Annotated in this window: 20 protein-coding genes; 10 read left to right on the top strand and 10 right to left on the bottom strand. The window is 43.3% G+C overall.

Annotation, left to right across the window (positions count from 1 at the left end; translation table 11 throughout):
• Positions 1 to 6: 6 nt before the first annotated feature.
• Together ruvA and ACYPWY_RS01450 are read right to left on the bottom strand one after the other, a co-directional pair.
• Complete coding sequence (ruvA, locus tag ACYPWY_RS01455; protein WP_459683565.1) at positions 7 to 588, bottom strand: Holliday junction branch migration protein RuvA; 582 nt, start codon at positions 586 to 588, stop codon at positions 7 to 9.
• A gap of 338 nt (positions 589 to 926) precedes the next feature.
• Entirely contained in the window at positions 927 to 1,442 is a 516-nt protein-coding gene (locus tag ACYPWY_RS01450) for a DUF6913 domain-containing protein (protein WP_459683563.1), read from the bottom strand.
• A 323-nt stretch (positions 1,443 to 1,765) separates the two neighbouring features.
• Between ACYPWY_RS01450 and rplM the strand changes: the two genes are divergently transcribed.
• The 10 genes from rplM to ACYPWY_RS01400 all read left to right on the top strand — a co-directional run bounded on the left by rplM (position 1,766) and on the right by ACYPWY_RS01400 (position 15,396).
• Positions 1,766 to 2,221, top strand: coding sequence for a 50S ribosomal protein L13 (gene rplM, locus ACYPWY_RS01445; RefSeq protein WP_459683562.1), 456 nt, complete (start codon positions 1,766 to 1,768; stop codon positions 2,219 to 2,221).
• Positions 2,222 to 2,226: 5 nt separating this feature from the next.
• A complete protein-coding gene (gene rpsI, locus ACYPWY_RS01440) occupies positions 2,227 to 2,613 on the top strand; it encodes a 30S ribosomal protein S9 (protein ID WP_459683560.1) in 387 nt (128 codons plus the stop codon).
• Positions 2,614 to 2,803: 190 nt separating this feature from the next.
• Positions 2,804 to 3,664 (top strand): 30S ribosomal protein S2, encoded by an 861-nt coding sequence (gene rpsB / locus ACYPWY_RS01435; RefSeq protein WP_459683559.1) that lies wholly within the window; start codon positions 2,804 to 2,806, stop codon positions 3,662 to 3,664.
• Between the two features lie 107 nt (positions 3,665 to 3,771).
• Positions 3,772 to 4,596: a translation elongation factor Ts gene (tsf, locus tag ACYPWY_RS01430; protein WP_459683558.1), complete on the top strand. Its 825-nt coding sequence runs from the start codon at positions 3,772 to 3,774 to the stop codon at positions 4,594 to 4,596.
• Between the two features lie 237 nt (positions 4,597 to 4,833).
• Complete coding sequence (locus tag ACYPWY_RS01425) at positions 4,834 to 6,273, top strand: hypothetical protein (RefSeq protein WP_459683557.1); 1,440 nt, start codon at positions 4,834 to 4,836, stop codon at positions 6,271 to 6,273.
• 240 nt (positions 6,274 to 6,513) lie between these two features.
• Positions 6,514 to 9,612 carry a SusC/RagA family TonB-linked outer membrane protein gene (locus ACYPWY_RS01420; RefSeq protein WP_459683556.1) on the top strand — a complete coding sequence of 1,033 codons (3,099 nt, stop codon included), beginning with the start codon at positions 6,514 to 6,516 and terminating at the stop codon, positions 9,610 to 9,612.
• 89 nt (positions 9,613 to 9,701) lie between these two features.
• Positions 9,702 to 11,330: a RagB/SusD family nutrient uptake outer membrane protein gene (locus ACYPWY_RS01415; RefSeq protein ID WP_459683555.1), complete on the top strand. Its 1,629-nt coding sequence runs from the start codon at positions 9,702 to 9,704 to the stop codon at positions 11,328 to 11,330.
• A 75-nt stretch (positions 11,331 to 11,405) separates the two neighbouring features.
• Positions 11,406 to 12,578 carry a dicarboxylate/amino acid:cation symporter gene (locus tag ACYPWY_RS01410; protein ID WP_459683554.1) on the top strand — a complete coding sequence of 391 codons (1,173 nt, stop codon included), beginning with the start codon at positions 11,406 to 11,408 and terminating at the stop codon, positions 12,576 to 12,578.
• A gap of 240 nt (positions 12,579 to 12,818) precedes the next feature.
• Positions 12,819 to 13,022 carry a hypothetical protein gene (locus tag ACYPWY_RS01405; protein ID WP_459683552.1) on the top strand — a complete coding sequence of 68 codons (204 nt, stop codon included), beginning with the start codon at positions 12,819 to 12,821 and terminating at the stop codon, positions 13,020 to 13,022.
• A 190-nt stretch (positions 13,023 to 13,212) separates the two neighbouring features.
• Positions 13,213 to 15,396 (top strand): RelA/SpoT family protein, encoded by a 2,184-nt coding sequence (locus ACYPWY_RS01400; RefSeq protein ID WP_459683551.1) that lies wholly within the window; start codon positions 13,213 to 13,215, stop codon positions 15,394 to 15,396.
• Here the strand turns inward: ACYPWY_RS01400 and mutL are convergent.
• The 8 genes from mutL to ACYPWY_RS01360 form a co-directional block, all read right to left on the bottom strand.
• Positions 15,393 to 17,180: a DNA mismatch repair endonuclease MutL gene (gene mutL, locus ACYPWY_RS01395; protein ID WP_459683550.1), complete on the bottom strand. Its 1,788-nt coding sequence runs from the start codon at positions 17,178 to 17,180 to the stop codon at positions 15,393 to 15,395. The genes ACYPWY_RS01400 and mutL overlap by 4 nt on opposite strands.
• Positions 17,181 to 17,201: 21 nt before the next feature.
• A complete protein-coding gene (locus tag ACYPWY_RS01390) occupies positions 17,202 to 18,812 on the bottom strand; it encodes an OstA-like protein (RefSeq protein WP_459683548.1) in 1,611 nt (536 codons plus the stop codon).
• Between the two features lie 22 nt (positions 18,813 to 18,834).
• On the bottom strand, positions 18,835 to 20,205 hold the full coding sequence (locus ACYPWY_RS01385; RefSeq protein WP_459683547.1) for a peptidylprolyl isomerase: 1,371 nt from the start codon (positions 20,203 to 20,205) through the stop codon (positions 18,835 to 18,837).
• 94 nt (positions 20,206 to 20,299) lie between these two features.
• The gene (locus ACYPWY_RS01380) at positions 20,300 to 21,172 is read right to left on the bottom strand and encodes a peptidyl-prolyl cis-trans isomerase (protein WP_459683546.1); all 873 of its coding nucleotides are present in this window, start codon (positions 21,170 to 21,172) and stop codon (positions 20,300 to 20,302) included.
• Between the two features lie 5 nt (positions 21,173 to 21,177).
• On the bottom strand, positions 21,178 to 23,139 hold the full coding sequence (locus ACYPWY_RS01375; RefSeq protein WP_459683545.1) for a foldase protein PrsA: 1,962 nt from the start codon (positions 23,137 to 23,139) through the stop codon (positions 21,178 to 21,180).
• A 400-nt stretch (positions 23,140 to 23,539) separates the two neighbouring features.
• Positions 23,540 to 24,358 (bottom strand): metal ABC transporter permease, encoded by an 819-nt coding sequence (locus ACYPWY_RS01370; RefSeq protein WP_459683544.1) that lies wholly within the window; start codon positions 24,356 to 24,358, stop codon positions 23,540 to 23,542.
• A 1-nt stretch (position 24,359) separates the two neighbouring features.
• Entirely contained in the window at positions 24,360 to 24,764 is a 405-nt protein-coding gene (locus ACYPWY_RS01365) for a phospholipase (protein ID WP_459683542.1), read from the bottom strand.
• Positions 24,764 to 25,990 (bottom strand): 3-phosphoshikimate 1-carboxyvinyltransferase, encoded by a 1,227-nt coding sequence (locus ACYPWY_RS01360; RefSeq protein ID WP_459683540.1) that lies wholly within the window; start codon positions 25,988 to 25,990, stop codon positions 24,764 to 24,766. The genes ACYPWY_RS01365 and ACYPWY_RS01360 overlap by 1 nt, the downstream gene beginning before the upstream one ends.
• Between the last annotated feature and the right edge of the window lie 87 nt (positions 25,991 to 26,077).

The raw sequence follows: 26,077 nt of genomic DNA, 5'->3' as shown, positions 1-26,077 counted from the left end.
AACGGATTACAACATTCTGAATGCAACTTTCAATATTTCTTCAATCGAACTGTCGGACTTGTCTTTCAGTATTCGGGCAACCACCTTCTGCGATGCCGCCTGAGGGAATCCCAACATAACCAGGGCTGCCACCGATTCTTCGGCAAACAAGCTGTTGTTAGTGAAAGAAACAGGCTCATCCATATCCGATAGCTTAATTTTATCTTTCAGGTCAACAATCACCCGTTGAGCAGTTTTCAGCCCGATGCCCTTGACGGTTTTCAGCACATCGGCATTGCCCGATGCGATCACCGATTTCAGTTCACGCGGGGTCATCGACGAGAGAATCATCCGCGCCGTTCCCGCACCAATGCCCGATACGCTAATCAGCAGCACAAACAACTCGCGTTCGTGCTTGTCGAAAAAGCCAAAAAGCAGGTGGGCATCCTCCCTGATAGCCTCATAAACGAACAATTTCGTACTTTTTTGTCCGCTAAGAGCCGAGTATGTGTTTATAGAAATATGCATAAAATAGCCAACACCGTGATTTTCAACAACTACGGAGGCTGGCGTCAATTCTGCAATATCTCCTTTAATATAGTCTATCATTTTATATAAGAATATTGCCGGTTAATTTCAATACTAAACGGTGAAACAATCGAAAAAGTATATTTCTTTGGTTTAAAGTTCAAAGTTTCAAGTTCAATTCTCAATTCTCAATTTATAAATAGTGTCGTGCCTGCCCTGTATTCCTATTCATCTGTCATTGCGGGATCCGACCCGCAATGACAATCTAAGAAAAAGACTTTTGACACAGCCCCGTACTCTAGGTTTTGTAGGATTTTGTGCGGAGACGTGGCGCGCCACGTCTCTACTTTGAACCTCCTTATGGGCGGGTTTGAAACCCGTCCCTACAACCTTGAACATGAAACCTTGAACCGTCCCCCCTACCCCATCACACTCTTCAGGTAAAACTTCAGTTGCTTGTAGATTTCAAAGACTGTATGCTCTTCTTTTTTGAGCAGAATGAAATCGTATGCTTTGATGCGGCGCTCGCGTATGCCGATACAAAAACGGCCCGAATTGGATGCCAGCAAGTAATCGAGGAGGATGTTGTCGGCGGTGGTGAAGTCGATAAACGTATCATACTTCAAGGCCTCAAATTCGTCAATCACCGATTTCGACAATGTTTGCGACCAGGTGATTTCCTTCTCCAAATCAATAGCCCGAACATAAGGCGGATAGGTTATTTGCAGCGATTTATCCTTGGGACGCGTAGTCCATGCCGCCACCTTCTTTCCATCTTTCCTCAAAGCCTCCGCCACATTCTTAATGGCCGGAAGGTCGCTCGTATTAAATATAATCAACACATCCCGTATCGAATCGTAGGGCAGAAAAGTTTTCTCCCGCCGGTTCTTCTCCAATACCGATTTGTTTTTCTTCCTTCTTATAAAATTTATCATCAGTTCTAAATTTGTAATTATCCTCAACCGGCAAATAGTCAACCGCAAATAAACAAAAACACCTCAAATATACATTATATAAAACGAAATTACCAATTTAAAGTTCTTGTATTTCACAAATATCAAATAAATTAATATTTAAACCGCCTCAAGCCTTTGATAATTCGCAGAGAAATAGTACCTTTGCGAGCCGATTATTAAAAAAATAAATGTAAGGATTTGACAATTAGCTTGTTATTTGTTCTAACTGTGTCCTTAGCTGAGTAGCAAAGAAGCTGAGTTGTCAAATTGAAGTCTTTAAACAAATTAAAAAAATTAAGAAAGTGGATACTTTAAGTTATAAGACCATTTCCGCGAACCAAGCAACAGTCAACAAAGAGTGGGTTGAAATTGATGCAACCGGCCAAACTTTGGGTCGCCTTGCCTCTAAAGTCGCGAAGATTTTACGAGGGAAATACAAACCAAACTACACCCCACACGTGGACTGTGGCGACAATGTAGTGCTCATCAATGCCGATAAAGTGGTTTTGACCGGTAAAAAATGGACAGACCGCGTATATTTGAGATATACAGGCTATCCGGGAGGACAAAAAGAATCTACTCCAGCCGATTTATTGGAAAAGGGAGCCGACCGTTTGGCGCTGAAAGTGGTGAAAGGCATGTTACCCAAAAACAAATTGGGAGCAGCTCTTCTCCGAAACCTGTATGTTTACGGTGGAGCCGAACATCCTCATCAGGCACAACAGCCTAAATCATTAGATATTAACACTATTAAATAATAACAATGGAAGTAGTAAATACAATCGGAAGACGCAAAGCAGCTGTTGCACGCGTTTACGTAAGCGAAGGAACCGGTAAAATTGTTATTAACAAACGCGAATTAGAGATTTATTTCCCTTCTTCAATTCTTCAATATGTTGTACGGCAACCGCTAAATACATTAGGTGTTGTTGAAAAATACGACATCAAAATCAACCTGAAAGGTGGAGGATACAAAGGACAGTCGGAAGCCGCCCGTCTTGGTATTGCCCGCGCTTTAGTAAAGATTAATGCCGAAGATAAACCTGCACTCAGGGCCGAAGGATTTATGACTCGCGATTCTCGTGTCGTTGAACGTAAAAAACCAGGACGTCCTAAAGCAAGAAAAAGATTTCAATTCTCAAAACGTTAATTGGCATATATCTTCCGACCGGCAAAGCTACCGCCTTGTGGCATAGATTTTCGGGGGTCGGATCAAATATATAGAGCAGACTTGTTTGCACCAACATACGTTTAGTATCTAAATTGACGGGACTTCAACGTAAAAGAGCTACCCGGCAATTCATTCGGAAAAAGAAAGTAAACGAATTTAAAAAATTAAAATGGCTAAATTAGAATTTGACCAATTATTAGAAGCAGGCGTACACTTCGGACACTTAAAAAGAAAGTGGAACCCTGCCATGGCTCCTTACATTTTTATGGAGCGCAATGGTATTCACATCATTGACCTTTATAAAACAGCAGCAAAAGCTGACGAAGCTGCTGCGGCATTGAAACAAATTACAAAATCGGGTAAAAAAGTATTGTTTGTTGCAACAAAAAAACAAGCAAAACAAATTATCGCCGATTTAGCCCTGTCGGTAAACATGCCTTATGTTATCGAACGCTGGCCGGGTGGTATGTTGACCAACTTCCCAACTATCCGCAAGGCCGTGAAGAAGATGACAACTATCGACAAAATGATAAAAGACGGAACGTTCGATACCTTGTCGAAACGCGAAAAACTGCAAGTAACACGCCAGCGCGCCAAACTCGAAAAGAACTTAGGTTCTATTCAGGACCTGACTCGTTTGCCATCGGCGCTTTTCGTTGTTGACGTAATGAAAGAAAACATTGCCGTTAAAGAAGCAAAACGTTTGGGTATTCCGGTGTTTGCAATGGTTGATACCAACTCCGACCCTTCGGATGTGGACTTCTTGATACCGGCAAACGACGATGCTGCAAAATCGGTAGAGCTAATCGTATCGCACCTCTGCCAAGCTATCAAAGAAGGGCTTGAGGAACGAAAAGTAGAAAAAGCCGATGCTGTTGCAGCCGAAACTCAGGAAGACGGCGCCGCTGCTCCGCGTAAAGAACGCAAAGCAAAAGTAGGCGCGAAAAAAGAACGTGTAGCAAAAGAAGATGAAGAAGCTATCAACGCAGCCGTTGCCAGCAAATTCATCGGAAAAGAAGACGAAGAATAATACAAATAAAATCAGGAGCTAAGAATTAAATACTGAGTCTGATTCTTGGTATTGGGTTCTTGGCTCTTTTTTACATTAGAAACCAACAAAAATAAGGAGAAAAAAATATGGCAGTTAGTATGGCAGACATCCAAAGCCTTCGTAAAAGAACAGGCGCAGGAATGATGGATTGTAAAAGCGCTTTGACAGAAGCAGAAGGCGATTTTGAAAAAGCTATCGAAATTATTCGTAAAAAAGGACAGGCTTTTGCTGCAAAACGCGGCGACCGCGATGCATCCGAAGGATGTGTTCTGGCGGCAACAAAAGGCGATTTTGCAACAATCGTGGCATTGAAGTGCGAAACCGACTTCGTGGCCATCAATGCAGAATTTGTAGGCTTAACCAAGTCTATTCTTAATGCTGCTATCGAAAATAAACCGGCAACTTTGGAAGCGCTAAACGCTGTTCAGGTGGACGGACGCAGCATTGCCGACCTGGTAACCGACAGAATGGGCGTTACCGGCGAAAAAATGGAAATAGGAGTTTACGAACAAATTACGGCTCCTACCGTAGTTGCATACATTCATCCGGGTAACAAACTGGCTACAATTGTAGGCTTCAACAAAGCAAACATCGACGAACAGGTAGCTAAGGACGTAGCAATGCAGATTGCCGCTATGAATCCCGTAGCGCTAAGAGCTGAAGAAGTTTCGGAAGAAACCAGACAAAAAGAATTGAACATAGCAAAAGAAAAAGCGCGCGAAGCAGGCAAACCCGAAAATTTGCTCGAAAGAATTGCAGAAGGCGCTTTGATTAAATTCTACAAAGAATTCACACTTCTTCAACAAGAATTTGTAAAGAACCCAAAACAAACGGTAGCTCAATACCTCGAATCGTACGACAAAGAATTGACAGTTACAGCATTCAAACGCTTTACTTTGAACGCAGAATAAAAACTGTTTCCTCACACAGGAAAGGCCGTTCCATAATTTGGAGCGGCTTTTTTTGTGCTTTGTACAAAAATTAATAATGCAGGACAAATGCGTTTAACGGCGCAGGCAGGGACTAAAATCTTTCATGCATATACCGTTATATAATGTTAAATACCCACATATTCTGCCAAAATATTTATTATTAACTTAACTTTATCCAGTTTTCGTGTAGAAGTTTTACTAAATTATTTGAATGACATGAGTAAGCAGACCGAATCAGCTGATTATACCAAAGACAGTATAAAAGTAATTAATGATTTTCTGATTGATTTAATTGGAGCTTTGATTCCTGGAATAATATTTCTTTTTTCAGTAACTTTATGTGTGGTAATTCCTGTGATTATAATATATATTAATGGCAATACTTCGTATTCGGTAACCGTTGGCGGTACATCAGATATAGCAACACTCATCAGTTTGAATGGAATAGCAACAAAACAAGATTTATTAATATCAAATGTTTTTCAAGGATGGTTTTGGCTGGTAATATTTTTCGTATTTCTGATTTTAGCGTATGCTATTGGAAACATTTTCTACAGGTTGGATATTAAAGACGTGGATAGGAAAAGTTTTAAATGTGTAAAGAAAAAGCATTTTAAAAAGACGGTTCTTCCCCTATTTAAAAGTGAACTTGATGCCATTAAAAAAGAGAAGGCAGATAAAAATAAGGAAACAAAAGAAGAAAGAAAATTGAAGAAAGCTGAGTTATTTGATGAATATTATGATTTACTTTTTGATCATATATTGAGTCAGGAGAGGAGGCCTAAAAAAGACAGAGCAGAAAAAGATGAAATTAAAGAAGTGTATAAAAATATAATTGTAAAAAAATCAGAAAACGAAAAAAACGAAGAAATCGAACTCTTGAACCGAATTGCATACGAACTATATAAAAACAGTGGAAAGAACTTTCTCGAAAATGAAAAATTAAACCTTGAAGACACGAATGCAGTAGATGAAGATATGCAATTCAAAATATTGGAAACTTTTTCGAAAGAGTATAAATCGTGTGTGGAAAAATATGGCAAACAATCTGCCGGTAAAAATACTTTTTTGTTGGCATTGGGCTGGTACTTTTTGTTCTCTTTGCGTTCCGAGTCGGCATGTGATAATGAAGAGGATTGCCAGTTCCCGTATGTTTTTTATAACACATACCTGATAAAAAGGAATGAAGACCATTTGCTTGATTATGTTGAATGGTATGAGAAAAATTCCAGAAGCAAAAATGCAATCAATAAGCTTAAATTGAAAATACAATTAGTTGCCCAAAGAGAGTACAATATATTGGTGAAAAATGAAGCGCATATCCGGATGGCATCTTCTTCTTGGGCTGTTTCTATAACAAATGGATATATCGGCGGTGTATCCTTTATATTTTTATTGGCTTTTACCATTGTAGATACTCATAGTTTTATGAATCATGATATTTGTAATTTTCTAAACACTGTCCTCTCCGATAAGGCTTATATTCTTATTATTCTACTTTTACCTGTTTTGGTACTTCTATTGAACCTCTTTATACGCAAATCGGTTATCGAGTTTCTGCATTATCAGAGGTTAAGAGAAATATTCTTCGTCTTACAAGTCTATGATGAATTTTTCGGAATCAATGGCGTGTCCCGATTAAAAAGATGGACTTAATAGTAAAGTTTACTATCCCGACAAAGAATTGACAGTTACAGCATTCAAACGTTTTACTTTGAACGCAGAATAAAATCTGTTTCCTCACACAGGAAAGGCCGTTCCATAATTTGGAGCGGCTTTTTTTGTGCTAAAAAGAATCGCAGAATAAAACTCCCCTGCAATAATATACCACATTTACGGTATTTTTTGGGATGAAATAAGGCCTTACTTTTGCAAGTTAAAAAAATAAGACAAGACATGATTAAGCAATTCTCTTTTCAGAAAAACTGCAAACACTATTTAGGCTTTGCAATTCTTTTAGTTTCATTATTGGCCAATACTCAACCGGCTGTTGCTCAGGAAAAGCTAGCCATTCAGGGTAAAGTGATTGATGCAGCAACAAAGGAACCGATTATCGGCGCAAATATTTCGGTAACGGGCGAAAAAACAGGAACAGTAACCGACGTGGACGGCCGATTCAGCATCGGTGTCCGCTCTTTCCCAACGGCTGTTGTTGTAAAATACCTGGGGTATAAAACCGAAGAAATAGAAGTCTATGACCGCTCCAAGCCGCTTAGCATCTCCCTCCGCGAAGACCAACAGGTGCTGAGCGAAGTAGTGGTGATTGGTTATGGCGTACAAAAAAGAAAAGAACTGACGGGCTCGGTAGCTTCGTTAGACAAAAACATTTTGCAGCAATCGGCTACATCGCTCGATGGATTGCTTGGCGGCGCCGTTTCGGGCGTGAATGTAACACAAGCTTCGGGGCAACCGGGAGCCGGTTCGGAGATTCGTATCCGTGGTGGCAACTCCATCTATGCCAATAACGACCCACTGTATGTGATTGACGGTCTTATTTATTACAGCGACAAAGTTATTACGGGTGTTTCCGGCATCGAAAGTAGCCTTAACCCCCTGGCTTCCATCAATCCTTCGGATATAGAATCGGTCGAGATACTAAAAGATATGTCGGCAAAGGCCATCTACGGCACACGTGGCGCAAACGGCGTGATACTTGTTACCACCAAAAAAGGCAAGAAAGGCGGCAACACCATTCACTATCAATACACCGTTGGAGTAGATAAGTCGGCAAAGAAACTCAAAATGACAAATGCCGCGCAATGGGAAGAAATAAATAAAAAATATTTTAACAAGGGAACTTGGGGCAAACCCGATTTCATAGCATTTAATGAGGCGCAACTGGCTGCAACCGGTAAACCAACAGATAGCAATTGGCAGGATGCCGTGCTGCAAACCGGATCAACACAAACGCACGAACTGTCTATCAGTGGCGGAGACGACAAAACCCGTTACCTCCTGTCGGGTAACTACACCGACCAGCAAGGAATTATCCTTAATTCGGGTTTTAAACGCTTCAGCGGACGAATCAATTTAGACCGGGAAATATCGTCCAACCTCAGTATGGGCATTACAGCCTCTGCCGACAGAAGTACGCAGAATGCGCTCACCACTATGACAGCCGACGAAAAGGCCGGTGCAAGCAGCAGCCCATTTAAGTCGGGTATCACCAATTCGCTGGTGTATGCACTGTTTATGCCGCCGGTAATACCAATACGCAATGCCACCACCGGCGATTATAATTACTACAATCCGTTTGAGCTGTCCGAACTCAGCTATTATGGCAAGGCGGCAAATCCGGTTTCGGATTTGAAAAACAGCATTGGACAAACCTTGAGTACCTCATTGCTGGGTAATTTTTATGCCAAATACAAGATTCCAACCCTGGATGGCTTGACGGCTAAATTTAGTGCGGGAACAAATGTCAATTATACTACTCAAAACTTCTTTGCCCCGCCCTACTCTGCTCTTGGCATTAACGACGATATACAGGGACGCGGCGCTGTGGGTAACCGGAAGACAGATGTAACGCAAACAGAATATTTGCTGACCTACACCAAACAACTGACGCCAATACATTACATAGACCTGTTGGCCGGATATACCAATCAGGAAACCAATGCAGATATTGTAATCACTAAAGTTGACCATTTGGAGAATTTCAACATATTGGCAGCCGCAGCGGCCAATGAGGATGCGAAGATAAATATTATTAATAAAGCCGACCATTCCAGCATACACTCTGTAATTGCCCGCGCCAACTACACGCTGTTGGAAAAATACAACCTCACAGCTACCTGGCGTTCGGACAAATCTACACACTTTGCCAAAGGTCATCAATGGGGGCATTTCCCTTCTGTCGGATTGTCGTGGAATGGAAGTGATGAAGAGTTTGCAAAACCATTGTTTCCTACATTAAGTTCGCTGAAATTGCGAGCTACCTATGGCAAAGCAGGAAATCAGGAAATTGCGCCTAGAGATGCCGGAGGAGACACTGATACGGGTAGCTATAACGGCAAACCGGCCAGTATATTTACAACACTTGGCAATAACAAACTGACATGGGAAATCACAACCGAATACAATGCCGGATTTGATGCCGGATTTTTAGACAACAGGTTAAATCTGGTTGCCGATGTGTACTATAAAAAAACGGAAGATTTATTGACAAGAATAGAAGCCGAGTTTGGGTCAGCTAGCGGTGGTTATCAAACAATTAACTACGGAAACCTAAGCAACAAAGGTTTTGAACTGGCATTGAATGCAAAATTGATTGAGAGAAGAAACCTGACATGGTCGGTATCTGCCAATTTTGCGCGCAACATCAATACGATTACAAAATTAAAGGCAGAATTGGTAGAGGGCGACCATCAGGAAAAAATATACCGGGTAGGCGAATCTGCAGGCTCGTTCTACGGTTATGTGTATGATGGAGTGGACCCGGAAACCGGTGATATTAAAATAAAAGATTTGGACGGGGTAGATGGCTATGATACGAAAAAAGACCGCACAATACTCGGTAGCATACAACCCGACTTCACTTACGGATTATCGTCCAGCCTGACTTATCGCCGCTGGGATGTGTTTGTGTCGCTGCAAGGTTCGCAGGGCAACGAGGTGTATAACAAATTGCGCCGCCATCTCTCCGAAGGAAATGGCATGTACAATCTTTCGGCAGATGTGTTGAACGCTTGGACGAAAGAAAATCCGTCTAACCAGCCTCGCGCAAACGCTGTTCCCATTACCGGCGCAAACATTGCGTATAGCCGTTATATAGAAGATGGTTCTTTCCTGAAGATAAGAAACATCACATTGGGATACAATTTGCCGCTGAAAATAGCCAGTGCACCGGTGCAATTCCGCGCCTTTATTTCGGCTCAAAACCTCTATACGTTCACAAAATATACAGGTTACGACCCCGAAATAGCCGGAGGAGTAGATACGGGTGTTTATCCTACTTCACGCACATTTCTGGCAGGCGCCGGAATAACTTTCTAAAATACCATACCTGTGGTATTGCGGTGGCTAAACAAGCAGCCTAACTTTGCATCATCAAATAATTATTAATTATATCAATTACTAAAACAATGAAAAAAGGAATTTATTCAGTAGCGTTATTTGCGCTTTTTGCGGTCGCTTTTTCTTCGTGCGAGGATGAGGAAGAACAAACCCTTATTACACCGCCTGCCACCTCAGCTGAAGCTGAAGCATTGGCCAATGCCGTTTACGGGCCTTTGCAAACCCTTAGTTCTTCATATTCTTTCCTGGTAGAATCGGCCACCGAAACAACCGTTTCTTTTGAAGGTGAAGATAATGTAGAAGGACCATTGGTAAGTCAATTTGACATCAAGCCCGACAACTGGTATGCCGTTAAAGTCTTTAACCGTCTGTACACAAGTATTGGAGCTGCCAATCTGGCTATCGAACAAATCGGCGCAACCGTAGTATCCGACGAATTGAACAAAGAGGGCAAAGACTTGCTGATTGCCCGTGCTAAATTTATCCGCGGTTACAACTATTTTCAACTCGTACAGCTTTACGGCGAAGTACCTTTAATTTTGAGTTCCAGCGCTACGGAAGCCGACAAAACAACGCGTAAATCTATCGACGATGTTTATAATCAAGTAGTGAGCGATTTGAAGGCGGCCATTCCAGCTTTGCCGGAAGTTGATGCAAATAATAAATCGAATCCTTCGCAACTGGCTGCAAAAACCATCTTGGCTAAGGCTTACCTCACTTGGGGGCAAAAACCGCTTTCACAAAGCGAGGTTGCAGCTATCGCCACATCAAGAGTTGACCCTGAAAAACCGGCTATCGACCACGAAAAATTGCATACAGCGCTGGCCTATGCCAATGAAGTAATCAACAGCAAAAAATACATTTTGCTATCCGATTTCAACAAAATTTGGGGTGTGCCTAACGAAAACAATGCCGAAGTAATTTTCTCTATCCACCACGATGGCGATGGTATTGATGCACAAGGCAATCACCAAACACACTGCGGATTTACTTTCCCAACAGACGAAAGGGCATTTCCACATATTCAGTACGCCGACATCACGCTCGAAAACGCAATTCCGGCAAGCGATACCCGCAAATTGTACTCTTATGTTTCAAACGTAACATACTCTAACGGCGAAATTGATACGTTGACCTGGCCACTTAGCGTTGTTCGTCCCGGTAAATGGATACACAGAGAAACTGACGGCATCAACAAAGCAGAAGGCATTAGCACTCAGTTGAATAACATCGACCACATCGACTTCCGTCTGGCTGAAGTATATCTGATTAAAGCAGAAGCCCAGTTCTTTTTGGGAGACAGCGACAAAGGTTTGGCTGCCATCAACGAACTTCGCACAAGAGCCAAAGTAACTAAATTAAGCGCTGTTACAGTACAGGATTTGTACAACGAATGGGGTTACGAATTTGCTTTTGAACAAAAACACTGGATTAACTTAGTACGTTGGAGAACATTGATTTCTTCTGTTCTCAACAAAGTACCCAATTATGAATATTACAAATCTGCATACAACGACGAAACAGCGTTCAACACTCTTCCTAAAGCAGATGCAAGCCGGTTCACATTCTATTCGAGAATTTACAAACACCTGCATGCAAAAACAACAAATATCAACGGACATCAATATCGTTTCCCTGTTCCTTTGAGTGAAAGAGGCAATGATTTAGGTATCAGACCACAAAATCCGGGTTATTAAATTTAGAGTACTGGTTTTTTTAGAACAAGGGGGTCTGCCCCCTTGTTCTATTTGTTTATAATAAGACACATACAAATGAAAAAGATTTTTACCAGCCTTCCGTTCAAACTTATTGTGGGTTTATTGGCGGGCATACTGTTGGGCTTGCTTGCCAACGATGCGGTGATGCAAGTAGTTGTAACGCTGCAACGGCTTTCGGGTGCAGTTATTATGTTTATCGTTCCGCTGATTATTATCGGCTTCATTGCCCCATCCATTACCAAGCTCGGAAGCAATGCCTCCAAGTTGCTGGGTATTGCCTTGGGAATTGCTTATCTGTCGAGTATTGGAGCGGCGCTTTTTGCTACCGCAGCGGGTTACTCCATTATCCCGCATCTCAACATAACAGCAAGCGCCGATGGTGTACGCGAATTACCGGCAGTGATTTTCGACCTGCAAATTCCGCAAATTATGTCCGTAATGAGCGCGTTGGTGTTCTCCATCCTCATCGGACTGGCAGCCGTGTGGAACAAATCCGAAAAGATTATCGCCGCTCTGGACGAATTTCAGGAGATTGTAGTATCCATCGTTGTAAAGGTGATTATTCCTGTTTTGCCGTTTTTTATCGGTTTCACTTTCGCTTCGCTGGCTTACGAGGGAAGCCTCACGCATCAGTTGCCTGTTTTTCTTGTGGTGATAGTCATTGTGGTGATTGGCCATTATCTCTGGATGGGGATCCTTTACGGACTGGCCGGCGCTTATTCGCGGAAAAATCCTTTTCGGGTGTTGAAGCATTATGCTCCTGCCTATATCACGGCAATCGGCACCATGTCGTCTGCCGCCACGCTGCCAGTCGCACTGAATTGCGCCCGTCGCTCCAATGCGCTGCGTCCCGATATGGTGAGTTTTGGCGTCCCGCTGTTTGCCAATATACACCTTTGCGGTTCGGTACTTACCGAAACCTTTTTCGTAATGACTGTTTCGCAAGTGCTGTACGGCACATTGCCGCCCCTATCTACCATGATTTTGTTTTGTTTGTTGCTGGGTATTTTTGCCATTGGGGCTCCGGGTGTTCCCGGGGGTACGGTAATGGCTTCGCTTGGGCTGATAGTCAGCGTACTCGGTTTCGATGCCGCAGGTACGGCCCTGATGCTTACCATCTTTGCCCTGCAAGACAGCTTTGGAACCGCCTGCAATGTAACCGGCGATGGCGCGCTGACACTGATTCTCTCGGCCTATTCCGATAAAAAGGATGGGGAGAAAATTTAAAGTTCAGAATTTCAGGTTCAAGGTTTGTAGGGTCTGTTGCACAACTGTATTTAAGGCTGAAAGCCTTTAAGCATTAGCATAGGGCAACGCTGAAAGGCTTTCAGCCTTACCTGACGGCTATCAAAATGACACTCAATTAAATCTTATTTTTTAGTGGACACAGCGCTCCTACGATAAATACAGACACAGAATACAGACGTGGCGCGCCACGTCTCTATTGTAATCAGGCAGGGCAAACGCATGAAAAATTTTACTAGCGCTGTTGCAGATGAGATTCCTCCCTTTGGTCGGAATGACTCGCCTGTTAGTGCTTTAAGGGATGGGGAAGTGGCGGCTTCGCCGCCGCTTCCCCATCTCCTCTCCCCAAAAGGAGACCGTCATTCCGACCAAAGGGAGGAATCTCCTGCTCATACCAGCAACTTTACCGAAAGGTATAAGCAGTAAAATTTTTCATGCGTTTGCCCTATGTAATCAGGTTAATCAATAAAATCAGATATAATCAGCGGTGCAGACGGTAAGATTTTTCTAAAATCTGAACGGTTTTCTGAAAGGAATATACTAATTTTACGATTCGGTAGTTGAGGTCATTGATTCAACAAGTTTTGGGTTACACACTTTGTATTCGGAGTAAGAAATGAAAACAGAGCGAAATACATTATTTATATACAGGAAACTCATTCCGGCTGTGAAGAAAAATCTTTCGCCGAAAGAGCAGGATAGCGTGCGGACTATACTGAAAGAGGCTTCTGCAAAAGGGGTTTACAGGGATGCCAACACCGAATTATCTAATCCCGAGACCATCGCCAACACGGTCCTGATAATTATTCAGGAGATAGGACTGAAAAGCGCCTCCATCATTGCGGTGCTGTTATATTATCCGGTGTTGTGCAAAATAGTCAGCCTGAAACGAATCGAGGAACTTTTTGACACGGAAGTCAGGAACATTATACAAGGGCTTATTAAAATCCGGGAGCTCGAAGACAAGCAAACGGCTCTGGAATCGGAGAATTACCTGAAGTTGCTGTTGTCCTTTGCCGAAGACATGCGCGTTGTTCTTATCATGATTGCCAACCGCTTGTACCTGATGCGTAATGCCTTGAAGTATTCCGAATCGTTCCGGCTGAAGCTTTGTGTGGAGGTATCGTACCTCTATGCGCCCTTGGCACACAAGCTGGGCTTGTATAAGATAAAATCCGAGATGGAGGATTTGTATCTTAAATACACCGACAAAGAAATTTACGATTACATCTCGACAAAGATAAACGAGACCAAAGAGTCGCGCGACAAATATATTGCCGAATTTATTGCTCCTATCGAAGACAAACTGAAGAAAACAGATTTGCGATACGACATAAAAGGGCGGACAAAATCTATTTTTTCGATAAATAACAAGCTGAAAAAACAAAAGATAGATTTTGAATCGATATACGACCTTTTTGCCATCCGCATTATTCTCTATTCGCCTATGGACAAGGAGAAAGCCGATTGCTGGCAGGCCTACTCCATCGTAACCGACCTGTATCAACCCAATCCGAAACGATTGAAAGACTGGCTGTCGATACCTAAAAGCAATGGTTACGAGTCGTTGCACATCACGGTGATGGGTCCCGACTCGAAGTGGGTGGAAGTGCAGATACGGACGGAGCGGATGGATGAAATCGCCGAACGCGGTTTGGCTGCCCACTGGAAATACAAAGGCCTGAAAAGCCAGTCGAGCGTTGACGACTGGTTGACAAACCTGCGCGAAACACTCGAAAGCAATAGCCTCGAAACCAGCGAGAAACTGGAAGATTTCAAACTGGACATGTACGATGAGGAGATTTATGTTTTTACGCCTCGAGGCGATTTGCATAAACTGCCCAAAGGAGCAACTATTCTCGATTTTGCATTTTCTATTCACTCGAGAATAGGGTCGGCTTGTGTGTCGGGGAAGGTGAACGGGAAAAACGAATCGATCCGCCATAAGCTCAACAACGGAGACCTGATAGAGATTATAACATCGCCCAATCAATCGCCCAAACAAGACTGGCTGAGCTTTGTTGTAACCTCGAAAGCCCGAAACAAAATACGTCAAAGCCTGAAGGAAGAAGCCAACAAACAGGTGAATTATGCCAAGGAACTGCTGAAACGGCGGATGAAAAACCGTAAAATTGAAGACGACGAGGGCGTTTTGATGCGGCTGATAAAGAAAATGGGCTTCAAGACGGTTACGGATTTCTTCATCAAAATAGCCGATGAATCGCTGGACGTTAACTTGGTTATCGACCAATATGCCGTAGAGAAGAAAGAATCCGAAATACGGGACAAGCACGAAACAAAAAGCGCCGAAGGTTTTGTTGCGCCAACAATGGAAAACGACAAAGAAGATACCCGTGATGAGCTGGTACTCGACAAGGACCTGACGGGCGTTGATTATAAACTGGCCAGGTGCTGCAATCCGATTTATGGCGATGAGATTTTTGGTTTTGTGTCCTCGCAAGGGATTAAAATCCATCGCAGGAATTGTCCGAATGCCCACGATATGTTTTCGCGCTTTGGCTACCGGGTGATTCCGGCGCGCTGGTCGGGAAAATCGGGCTCGCAGTATTCGATAACCCTCCGCATCATTGGCAACGACGATATAGGCATTGTAACCAACCTCACTTCAATCATCTCGAAAGAATCGGGCGTAAGTTTGCGTTCGATAAACATTGATTCAACCGATGGCTTGTTTCAGGGAAATATCTCGGTATCGCTGAATAATACCGAGGCATTGAACGGCTTGATGAAAAAACTGAAAACCGTGAAAGGAGTGAAACAGGTGAGCAGGATAAATTAAAACTTTGAATTTATATCGCTATCCGAAAGGATGGCGATAATTGTTTTGCCGTCGGGCGTGTAGTTGTGGCTGCTTGAGGAAAAAAGGCCGTCAACAATTTCGGTTATTTCTTCGGCAGACAGTTTATGACCGTAGGGTATGGCTGCGGCATAAGCCATCGACAGGGCGAGCGATTCTTGTATTTCCTCCCGCACATCGCTGCCGGTTTCGATGCTTTTCGATACGATATTGTGGATAAGCTCAACCGGATTGACATTCACAATTTCGGAAGGTACGCCATTGATGGCATACGAATTATTTCCCAGATTGTTCAAATCGAAACCTACGGCCTCAAAATCATCCATCAGGTAGGGTATCATTGTAGCTTCGGTGGCGGCAAATTCCATTATTTCGGGGAATAATACCCGCTGCGAGATGCCACGTTTTAGCCTGATATTGGTCAGAAACCGGTCGAATAATATGCGAAGATGGGCGCGGCGTTGGTCGATAATCATCAATCCCGACTTCACCGAGGTCAGTATATACCGGTTCTTGTATTGGTAATGAGCCGAAAAGGATTCCTGCGATACCTCATTTTCGTTTACATTGAACAGATTAGTTTCTTCCTTTTCATTCTCAAAGCCTTGGTACAGTACTTCCCAATCAAGCTTCGGACGCTGGTAGGACGGGGAAGAACCCAGCTTAAAGGGATTGTATGAGGGATCGACATTTAGCTTTGGGCGATTCATATTCAAGGGATTATGAATCGGTATATCCACCGCGTCATCGGTATCGAAATCAATGGAGGGCACTTCGTTCGATTTGCCCAAGGCTTCTTTTACCGTTGCGGCCAGTATTTGCCAAAGAGCCTGTTCGTTTTCAAACTTTATTTCGGTCTTGGTCGGATGAATATTGACGTCGATAGAAGCCGGATCGACATCGAAATAAATGAAAAAATTGGGGCTTTCGCCTGTGGGAATCAGCGATTCGTAGGACGAGCTTACAGCCTTGGCAAAATAAGGGTGGCGCATATACCGGCCATTCACAAAAAAGAATTGCTGCGGCCTTGCCTTGCGTGCCGATTCGGGTTTACCTATAAAGCCATAAATTTTTGCAAGCTTTGTCTCAATTTCGACGGGGATTAACTGCTGATTGAAATTTTTGCCGATAACGTTGATTATCCGCTGCTTTAATCCCGAAGCCGGATATTTCAAGGCTTCCATATCGTTGTCGATAAATGTAAACTCTACATCCGGGTTCACCAGCACGATGCGCTCGAGTTCGGTCAGTATATTCCTTTTCTCGGTTTCGTTCGATTTCAGGAACTTGCGCCTTGCCGGCACATTGAAAAATATATTTTTTATGGCAAAGTTGCTGCCATCGGGACAGACCGTTACTTCCTGCTTCTCCACCTTTGAAGCCGAAATCAACAGCAGGGTGCCCACTTCATCTTCTTTTCTCTTCGATTTCAGTTCTACCTGGGCAACGGCTGCAATCGACGGCAAAGCCTCGCCGCGGAAGCCCATCGTTTTCAGCGAAAAGAGATCGTCCACCGACTGTATTTTAGATGTTGCATGACGCTCGAAAGCCAGACGGGCATCGGTTACCGACATCCCCTTGCCATCGTCAATCACTTGTATCAGGGTACGCCCTGCATCTTTTATGCTGATTTTAATGCTTTGGGCGCCTGCATCAATTGCATTTTCTACAAGTTCTTTCACGACCGATGCCGGACGTTGTATAACTTCCCCAGCTGCAATCTGATTGGCAATAGAATCGGGTAAAAGATGAATTATGTCACTCATGTAACTACTGTGTGTATGTTGCTATTCCTCCTGTCTGAATTTATCGGAAGACTTGGGTCTGATAGCTCCCTCTTTCTTCCTCACTTTTCTGAAGATGTCATCTTTATCCCTTGGTCGCAGGTAATCGAACCACTGAAAATCTTTCAATGTCAATTGTTCCGGTTTCAGGTCGGGTATCGGAATCATTTTACCGGTGGCTTTGGACCAGAGCTTCAATTTCTCTATTTTTTTCTCCTTCATGGCAATCGACAGGAAGCTGCTCTCGGTTTGATTCATTCCCGTCTTACTGCCATCCTTTTCCGCGGGATAAAAAATAGATTCGGCATTGCCCTCCACTACAATATAACGCAACTCTTTTCCTTCAAAAAAAGCTTTCAAGTCCCTACCCTTCAACTGATTGTAATGGAGTGAATCCAGTTCTTCTATGGCAAAGCAATAGTTCTTCATGTGCACATTATCAATCGTGCTGTCATTCATCATAATTTCAATCGTATCGCCATTGAGCTGCTGCTGCTCGTTCCACAGGACGGGTTCTTTATACATATAAAGGATAGAATCTTTTGTATTGAACTGCATTGAGTCGCACACGCCCTGCACATCGAAGCGATAGAACCGGACGTTGTAATATGCCTTTATCTCCCTGTAAACAGAATCGGTTTCCAGCTTCAGCGTATCGCCGTGCACATACAAACTGTCTCCTTGCGAATACTCGATGCAAAAAGCCGAATCGGTGGCCATTGCATAGTCGTTTACCTCGTCAAAATAGCCGTAATGCCCTCGCAGGATTATCTTCTTCAGGGTATCTTGCAGGTACATGTTGCCGAAGACTTCGCCGTAGCCTTTGGTTTTGTCATAAAATACCGTATCGCCCGTAAGGGTACGGTTGCCCTCCTTATTGACGATTAACGAGCGGTCGAACAACTTCGATTCTTCGCTCTGTGTATTGTACCATCCTTTTTTGGTGTAGATAATACCGCTATCGGAAACAATGGTGGATGGGCCGAGGATGGTGGCTATTTTGTTGTCGGTATTGTATTTCAAGGTATCGGAATACAAGATGAATTTATTGTTCACCAGCTTCACGCTGTCTTTGAAAGTCGCTATTTTAATCGCCGGCTCGTATTGCCCCCAGAAGGATGTCAGCTCATTTTCTTCATCCACCAGCATTCCGCCATCAAAATAATAGGCCAGGTTAATGGCTCTGTCATAATTGAGGCTGTCGGTGAAAAGCGTAACGTTTTTGTTTTCGAGCCGCACATTTTCTCTTATTCGCACCAGCTTGGTATTGGCATCGTAGCGTAGATAGTCGCCGTAAAGAAACAGGGTGTCGCCTTGTTCCACTTTTATCCGGCTAAAGGCTTCAAAAGCGTTGTTCTTTTCGTCGAGGTAGGCGCTATCGCAGTACATATAAGCGCCATCGTGAAAAAGCACGACACTGTCCAGCAAGATAGTCGGGTCGAAATTCTGGCGTTTATTCATCGACAAGGCAGACACTATTTCTATCTTTTTCTTGTTATTCTGAGGTGCGGGCAGAAGCGACTGGGCCGAGACATAAATAACAATCAAACACAGAATACCGGTTATTCGTACTCTGTGCCCTTTCATAAAGAAGTTTATAATCTTGCGATACATTGGCAGCTTGTTTATAGATACCCTATTTTACCCATCCCGAATAACTGAAATCGCAGTTCTTCCAATCGTTATGTATCCAGATATAAGTTGTTTTTATTTTGGTCTCCAACCATTTTTTTAATATGTCCTCTCTTTTATTGTTTTCTACAATGGCTTTAAGGGCTTGGTAGTCGTCCGACACGTTGGCGCGGTGCCCTTCGACCCGTTGTTTTAATTTGGCGATAGCTACCACTTCCTTTCCTTTTTCGTTGAGCATGGTAAAGGGTTTCGACAGTTCGCCCACAGCCAGATTATTCACTATTTTGGCTACTTCCTGCGGAAGCTCATTCATCTCGAAACGCGATGTTCCGGCATTTGCCCCGTAGTTATTTTTGTTGACCATCAGCCCCTTGTTGTTGCGGGTATCCTTATCCGACGACAAGATGCCTACTGCTTCCTCAAAAGTGTATCTCTTGTTGTCGATGTCGGAAACAATTGAATCCATGCGGCTTATTATTCTGTTTGTTTCCACAGCAGATGCTTTGGGTTTCAAGAGAATATGCCTTACATTGATCCGGTCGCCCCGGCGTTCGATCAGTTGGATGATATGAAATCCGTATTCGGTTTCTACAATGTTCGATATTTTTTTGGTGTCGGTGAGTGCAAAGGCTGCGCTGGAAAATTCGGGAACCAGCTGCGCCCGTCCGGTGAATCCCAATTCGCCTCCCCTTTTAGCCGATTCAACGTCTTCCGAATACATCAGCGCCAGAGTAGCAAAATCGGCGTCTCCTTTGTTGACCCTGTCGGTAAAATCTCTTAACCGTGCCTTTACAGCATCTATTTCTTTGATTGGGGTTACAGGCTGCATGGTCATTATCTGAACCTCGACCGTGGTTGGGATGAAAGGTAAGCTATCCTGCGGCAAACTCGAATAGTATTTCCGTATTTCCGAAGGGGTCAGGCGCACATCTCCTACAATTTTACTTTGTGTTTGTCTCATAATTGCTCCGTCTCTTCGTCTGGTTCTCAAATCTTCCCGAAGTTCATTCAGCGGTTTACCTTCATATTCTTCCAGCTTTTCTTTCGATCCGTAAAAGTTTATTGCACTGTTCAGGTCGGTCTCTACATCTCTCGATATGCTGGAGAGGGGGACATCTATACTGTCTATCTTTGCTTGGTGCAGGTACAATTTCTGAACGGCGAGTTGTTCGGGTATAAAACAATACGGGTCTCCCTCGAAATGTTTCCCGCTAACCAGCATATCGCGGCGAACAGTTTCTACTTCGGATTTCAATATCGATTCATCACCAACAACCCAGATAACCTGGTCGATGACATTATCCTGAGCGTTTGAATTATAACAAACGAATAACAGCGAAAAAAGGGAAATTATTCTACAGAAATATCTCTTCATTGTAATTGAATTTATTTAAGAGCGGTAAATATACTTATATTGGGCAACTTTTCGGGCGCCGGATTATTAAAAGAAGTTATAAAGCGATGAATTCTCACTTGGCATAAAATTTAATTTTGTTATGGTCTATGGCATCTTCATACAAATCGGCTTCAAATTTCTTTATAAAATTCTCTCTTTTTTTACTGAGAAGTATATCCAGAATCTGTCCTTTGGCAAATTCAAAGGGCGCTTTACTTCCTACCAATGCGTATTCTTTAATATTGAGTAAATAAACGTAGGCCGAGTCTTGTACTTCCAGTCGCTTGTTGTCGTTGAGAAACTGCGCCGGACTGCTTATCGTCCGGGGTATATTGGCCATAACATCGTCAAGATCCACCCACTTGTTATAGAAATAATCGTATATGACAGCATTCTCCAGCGAATATTTCTCAATATTTTCGATTGATTTCTCCGAGTCAGACGAATACCACTTCCTTAAATCGTTGAGGCGCAGCGAACTAATCGGCACTTTTAAAAATAAACCCTTGATAATGTTGGTCTCCAGCTTCAATTGCTCCTGATTATTGTCGTAATAATCATGGATTTCCTTATCGGTAATTTCTTTCGACAAACGCTCCCTCAGCAATTGCTCCTGATAGGTGTATATGGTCAGCGAGTGCCTGTAATTATCTACGAGTTCGTCAATTTTCGCTTTATCGACTAAATTTTCTTTTGCTTTTTCATACATCAACTCGTTCCTAATCCACATTTTTATATACGCTTCAGCCACAAGCGTACTGTCGGCAGCGCTTAATTCGCCGGAGATACTGCCGTCCACTTCCTGCTTATATAAAGTTTTACCGCCGATGCCGACCAAAGCCCGCTCGTCCTCTATCCCAACAACTTCGGACTTTGGAGAGCAAGCTTTAAGCGTTATTAGAGTTATTAATATGCTGCAATACAGTATTATAAAGCGATACTTCATCCAATCTATTTTACTGTTCTCAATACTTTACGATCGACTTCAACTTTATATTTATCGCGTAGGGATTGCATCCATTCTTTTTCTCTCAATTCCTGATAGTCGGAAACTACCAATCCTTTAATGTCGGTATAATCTTCGGGGGCGTTAATCAATCTGCCATCTACAAAATAGAAGGGGTAACTGGCAACGGGTTCGGGTTCGGGTCCTGCTTTGAAAACGGCGGCATCAACAAACTGATTTTCGCCTTTTGCCCACACGCCTTTTTTGATGGAAACAAGATTAATGCTATCGTTGTTGAACGATGATTTGATGAGGGCGTCAATATCGGGATTTTGCTTGTTTTTACTGGCAATATCTTTGGCTGCTTTCAATGTTGCTTCGTCTTTGCAATATACAATTCGTCCCTTGTAGTGTGGCGAATCCCATTTATAGTTGCTTTTGTTTGTATTAAAATAATTGACCAGCCCGGTGGTGTCGTTCGCGGCTTTTTCCCAAATTTCTTCATTCATCACGTTGAACAAGAGAATGCCGTCGTGGTATTCGTGGAGCAGGTTCCGGTATTCGGGATATTTATCTTCCAGCGAAAGCGTATAAGCCGCCTTCAAATTAGCCAGAAGATAGGTATCGAATGACCTGGCCAAAAATTCGGTAGAAAGGTTCTGACGGAAATTTCCGTTTTTTTGCAGGTAAGCCGTAAAATCGGCTACGCTGTATTTTTTACCGCCAACGGTCAACAATGTTCTGCTATCTTGCGATGTAATGCTTATTGAGGCCGAATCGAGCGGGAAATTGGCATTTGCCAGCGAAAGCAGGTTATTATAAACGGCATTATCTGTTTTATAATCGACATTTTTCGCTAAATTCTTTATTTTCAGCGAGGTTAGTTCTTCCGAAAGGTCGGAATTTTCTAATTGTTTTATGATTTTAGCTTTTGATTCGGCCCAGGATTCTCTGTCGGCTTTTTCGTTCAGTCTGATGATATGAAAGCCAAAGGACGTTGCCACAGGCGTGGTGAAACTGCCGGTATCTTTCAATGTGAATACCGCATCCATAAACGATTGTGGGTACCTTGTTCCGGTTTGCATCCAACCCAGGTTTCCGGCTTTTTCGGCAGATTGCCTGTCGCCCGAAAATTGATCGCTAAGTTCGGCGTAATTGCCTCCTGCCTTTAATCGGGCATACACTTCGTCGGCAATTTTCCGTACGCTGTCGGTTTCCTGTGCGGTTGGCTCCCGCTGTGGATAATTGAGCATGATGTGCGATATGTTTAATTTACCCGGATCGGGACGGCGGTTATGTACCTTAATCAGGTGGTAACCAAATGCCGACCTGACAGGCATACTTACTTCGTTTGTTTTGGTGGCATACATTCCGTTTTCAAAAGGCGCAACAAACATCATTGATGTTGCCCATCCCAAATATCCGGGACGTTCGGACTGGCTTACACCTTGGTCTTCGGAATTTTCTAAGGCAACAGCCTCAAAGCTTTTCGCATTTTTTCCTGTCAGCTGATTCCGGACGGCTATCGCTTTTTCGTATATAGCCAGTGTATCTTTGGGTAAAAGCCGCCCTTCGTTCGGCAAACGGATGAGGATGTGGCTGACTTCGATATTCTCGCCCATGCGGTCATAAATTTTCCTGGCTACGGTTTGTTCGCTAACCGTGTCGAGCAAATAAGGCTGTGTGAGCTGGTTTTTGTAGTTATTGTATTCCGACAAAAATACTTTCAGGGTATCCAGCCCCTGTGTCGAAGCTTCTTCCACCTTCAGTTTGTAGTCGATAAACAGTTTAAGGTATTCATCGAGGGATTGCTGCGAAGAAGAATTATTCTTGTTGTATAGATATTCAAATTCCGATTTTGTTACAGGTCGGTTATTAATCTTCATTAGCACAGCGTCCTTTGCCTGTGCGTATATGCCGGTGGAAACCAAAGCAACAGCTAAAAACAAAACAATTTTTTTATTCATAACAATACATAATTTTATTAAGGTCAGTCCTTTTGTAAGGTTTATTTAAGTACGACAACTAAAATCAACTACGGTTGGAAAACAGGCCAATAAATAGTTGATAAATTTTTATCCGTGCAAAGGTAAAAGAATTTCGGAAAAATAAGGTATCACTATGTATATGAAATTGTTTAAGCTTGCAAATAAATGTTTAAATTGGCTCTTCCCTGAAAACTGAGAAATGGCAACTATTCACCACAAAGGACACGAAATATAAGAACGCAAATTGCGCAGATTACGCGAATTATCGCAATTATATATTGTTTAAATCGGTCTATTCTCAGAACAAGAATGATTTATTTGCGTGAATTTGTGTAATCTGCGCAATTTGCATTCTTTTTGGGCGCCTTTATCGACCTTCTTAGACAGCCCTTTTCCTCAATCCCCGGAAAAACCGGCACAAAATAAAGCCGATTATCAGCACAAATATAATAAAGGCGCCCGAAGGTACATTCAGGAAATAGGAAAACAGCAATCCGGCAACGCAGGCTACAAAACCAATAGCAATCGACCCGAAAATTATTTTCGAGAAATTGGAAGTGTATAAATTGACCGTCATCTGGGGGACGGTGAGCAGAGACATTAACAACACAATGCCAACCAGACGGATGGACAACACAATGGAGACAGCAATAAAAAACATCATCAGGTATTCGATAAATTTCACCGGCAGATTGCGTGTTCTGGCAAAATCGGGGTCGAACGAAACATAGAGTATCTCGTGCCTGAAAGCTATAAACACAAGGCTTAGCACGGCTGACAGAATAGCCAGATAGAGGATGTCGGCGGTAGTAATGGTGAGGATATTGCCGAAAAGATATTCCGACAAATCGGGGGCAAATCCGGCCTTGAGGAAGATGAAGATAATACCCGTAGCCATTCCCAGCGACCAGAAGGCGGCAATGGCCGAATCCTGTCTCACGCCTTGCTTTTTGCTGAACCATTCGATGCCGAAAGCCGATAAAATGGAGAACAGCATGGCCGACAAAACAGGATTGACGCCGAAGTAAAAACCCATCCCCAATCCACCCAGCGAAGAGTGGGTAATTCCGCCGCTAATGAAAACCAGCCTCCGCGCAACGATGTACGTGCCGATGATGCCACAGGCAATGCTGGCAAACAAACTGCCCAACAAGGCATTCTGAAAAAAAGTATAGTGGAAAAGTTCAAAAAATTCCATGCTAGGTAACAGTAAGGATAATTTCATCTTTCAACTGGTTGGGTATAGCTATTCCTCTTCGTTGCAAACTGCGAACCCATTTGGGTTTATCGTCATCGTACATCGAATACAAAACTTCCCTGAATTCTTCTACTTCCTCCTCCGTGTAGCAGTCGGACGGCCTGTTAATATAGGTATCCAGTTCTTCGTCGTCGAAGTATTCTATTTCTTTGCTGAGGTAGCTTTTTATCAGCAGTTCCTTTTCGCAAACGGCATGTTGTCCGCAACATTCCCCGTCTTCGGGACGATTGTTGAGAACATCCTCCGGTTTTCCGGTGTTCCCTCTTTTTTGCTGGATGGTGTTCCAAACGAAAAGCGAGACGACGAAAAAAGCGACAATTGCCAGAAATATAAAAAGGAGTTCCATCAGTTATTTTCCGTTATAAGGAAGCCTGTTTTCTTCAAATCCGCCCAATACCGGGGATAGGATTTGCTAACAACATCCGGGTCGGCAATATTCAGCGAGCCGGTTTTTATAGCCGCCGGAGCAAATGCCATCGCCATCCGGTGGTCTTCGTAAGTGCTGATAACAGGGTCGGGCTGAACTTCCTCCCGCTCTCCATTCCATTCGAGGATGCTGTTTTTGCTGTCGGTTATTACATAGCCCAGCTTTCTCAGTTCGGCTTTAAGCGCTTCGATGCGGTCGGTCTCTTTTATTTTCAGGCTTTGCAAACCGGTGAACAAAAACGGGACATTCATCAGGCAACAAGTAACCACAAGCGTTTGCGCCAAATCGGGTTCGTTGACAAAATCGTGGAACATTTTCTTTACAATCCGGTCGGTTTTCTTCAGCAGCACGCCTCGTTCGGTATATTCGGTGCTTACGCCCAAGTCGAGGAACAAGTCGGCGACTTTTGAATCGCCTTGCCCGCTGTTGCGGAGAAGCCCCAGCAATTCAACTTCCGCATCCTGGCTGAGCGCCACTATTTCGTACCAATAGGAGGCCGCCGACCAATCCGATTCTACGCTGTATTGTGTGGCTTTGTACTCCTGTGGAAATACTTTTATGGTGTTCTCCGTCCAATTCGATTTCACGCCAAACTCTTCCATCATTTTCAGCGTGAGTTTGATGTAAGGAAGGGATATAACATCGCCTTCGAGGTGGATAACAAGGCCTTTCTCCATGGTGGGGGCAATCATCAGCAAAGCAGATATAAACTGCGAACTGACATTCCCCGACAAATATATTTCGCCGCCTTTCAAGGCGCTCCCTTTAATTTTTAGCGGAGGATAGCCCTGATTCTCCAAATAATCAATGTGTGCACCCAGCGAATTGAGGGCATCCACCAATATGTGAATAGGGCGTTCTTTCATCCGTTTTGTGCCGGTGATGACCCATTCGCCCGGAACCCTGGACAGGAATGCCGTCAGAAAGCGCATGGATGTTCCCGCCGCTTTCACATCAAACAGGTTCTCTTCCGACAAAAAAGCGTCTATCATCACTTTGGTGTCGTCGCAATCCGACAGGTTCTCTATTCCGGTCGGATTGGCACACATCACATTCAGGATTAAAGCCCTGTTGCTGATGCTTTTTGATGCCGGTAGTTTTATAGAAGAATGCACTGACTCCGGTGCACTTATTTTATATTTCATCTGTATAATTATTTGGGCGCAAATTTAAGAAAAACAAACGAAAAGGAAAACCATTGAACAAAGATTATCAGGGCAAACCTTGAAAAA

The organism is Viscerimonas tarda, from assembly GCF_054601255.1.
Note: the sequence above shows the minus strand (reverse complement) of the source record. Positions and strands in the feature narration are given on the sequence as shown.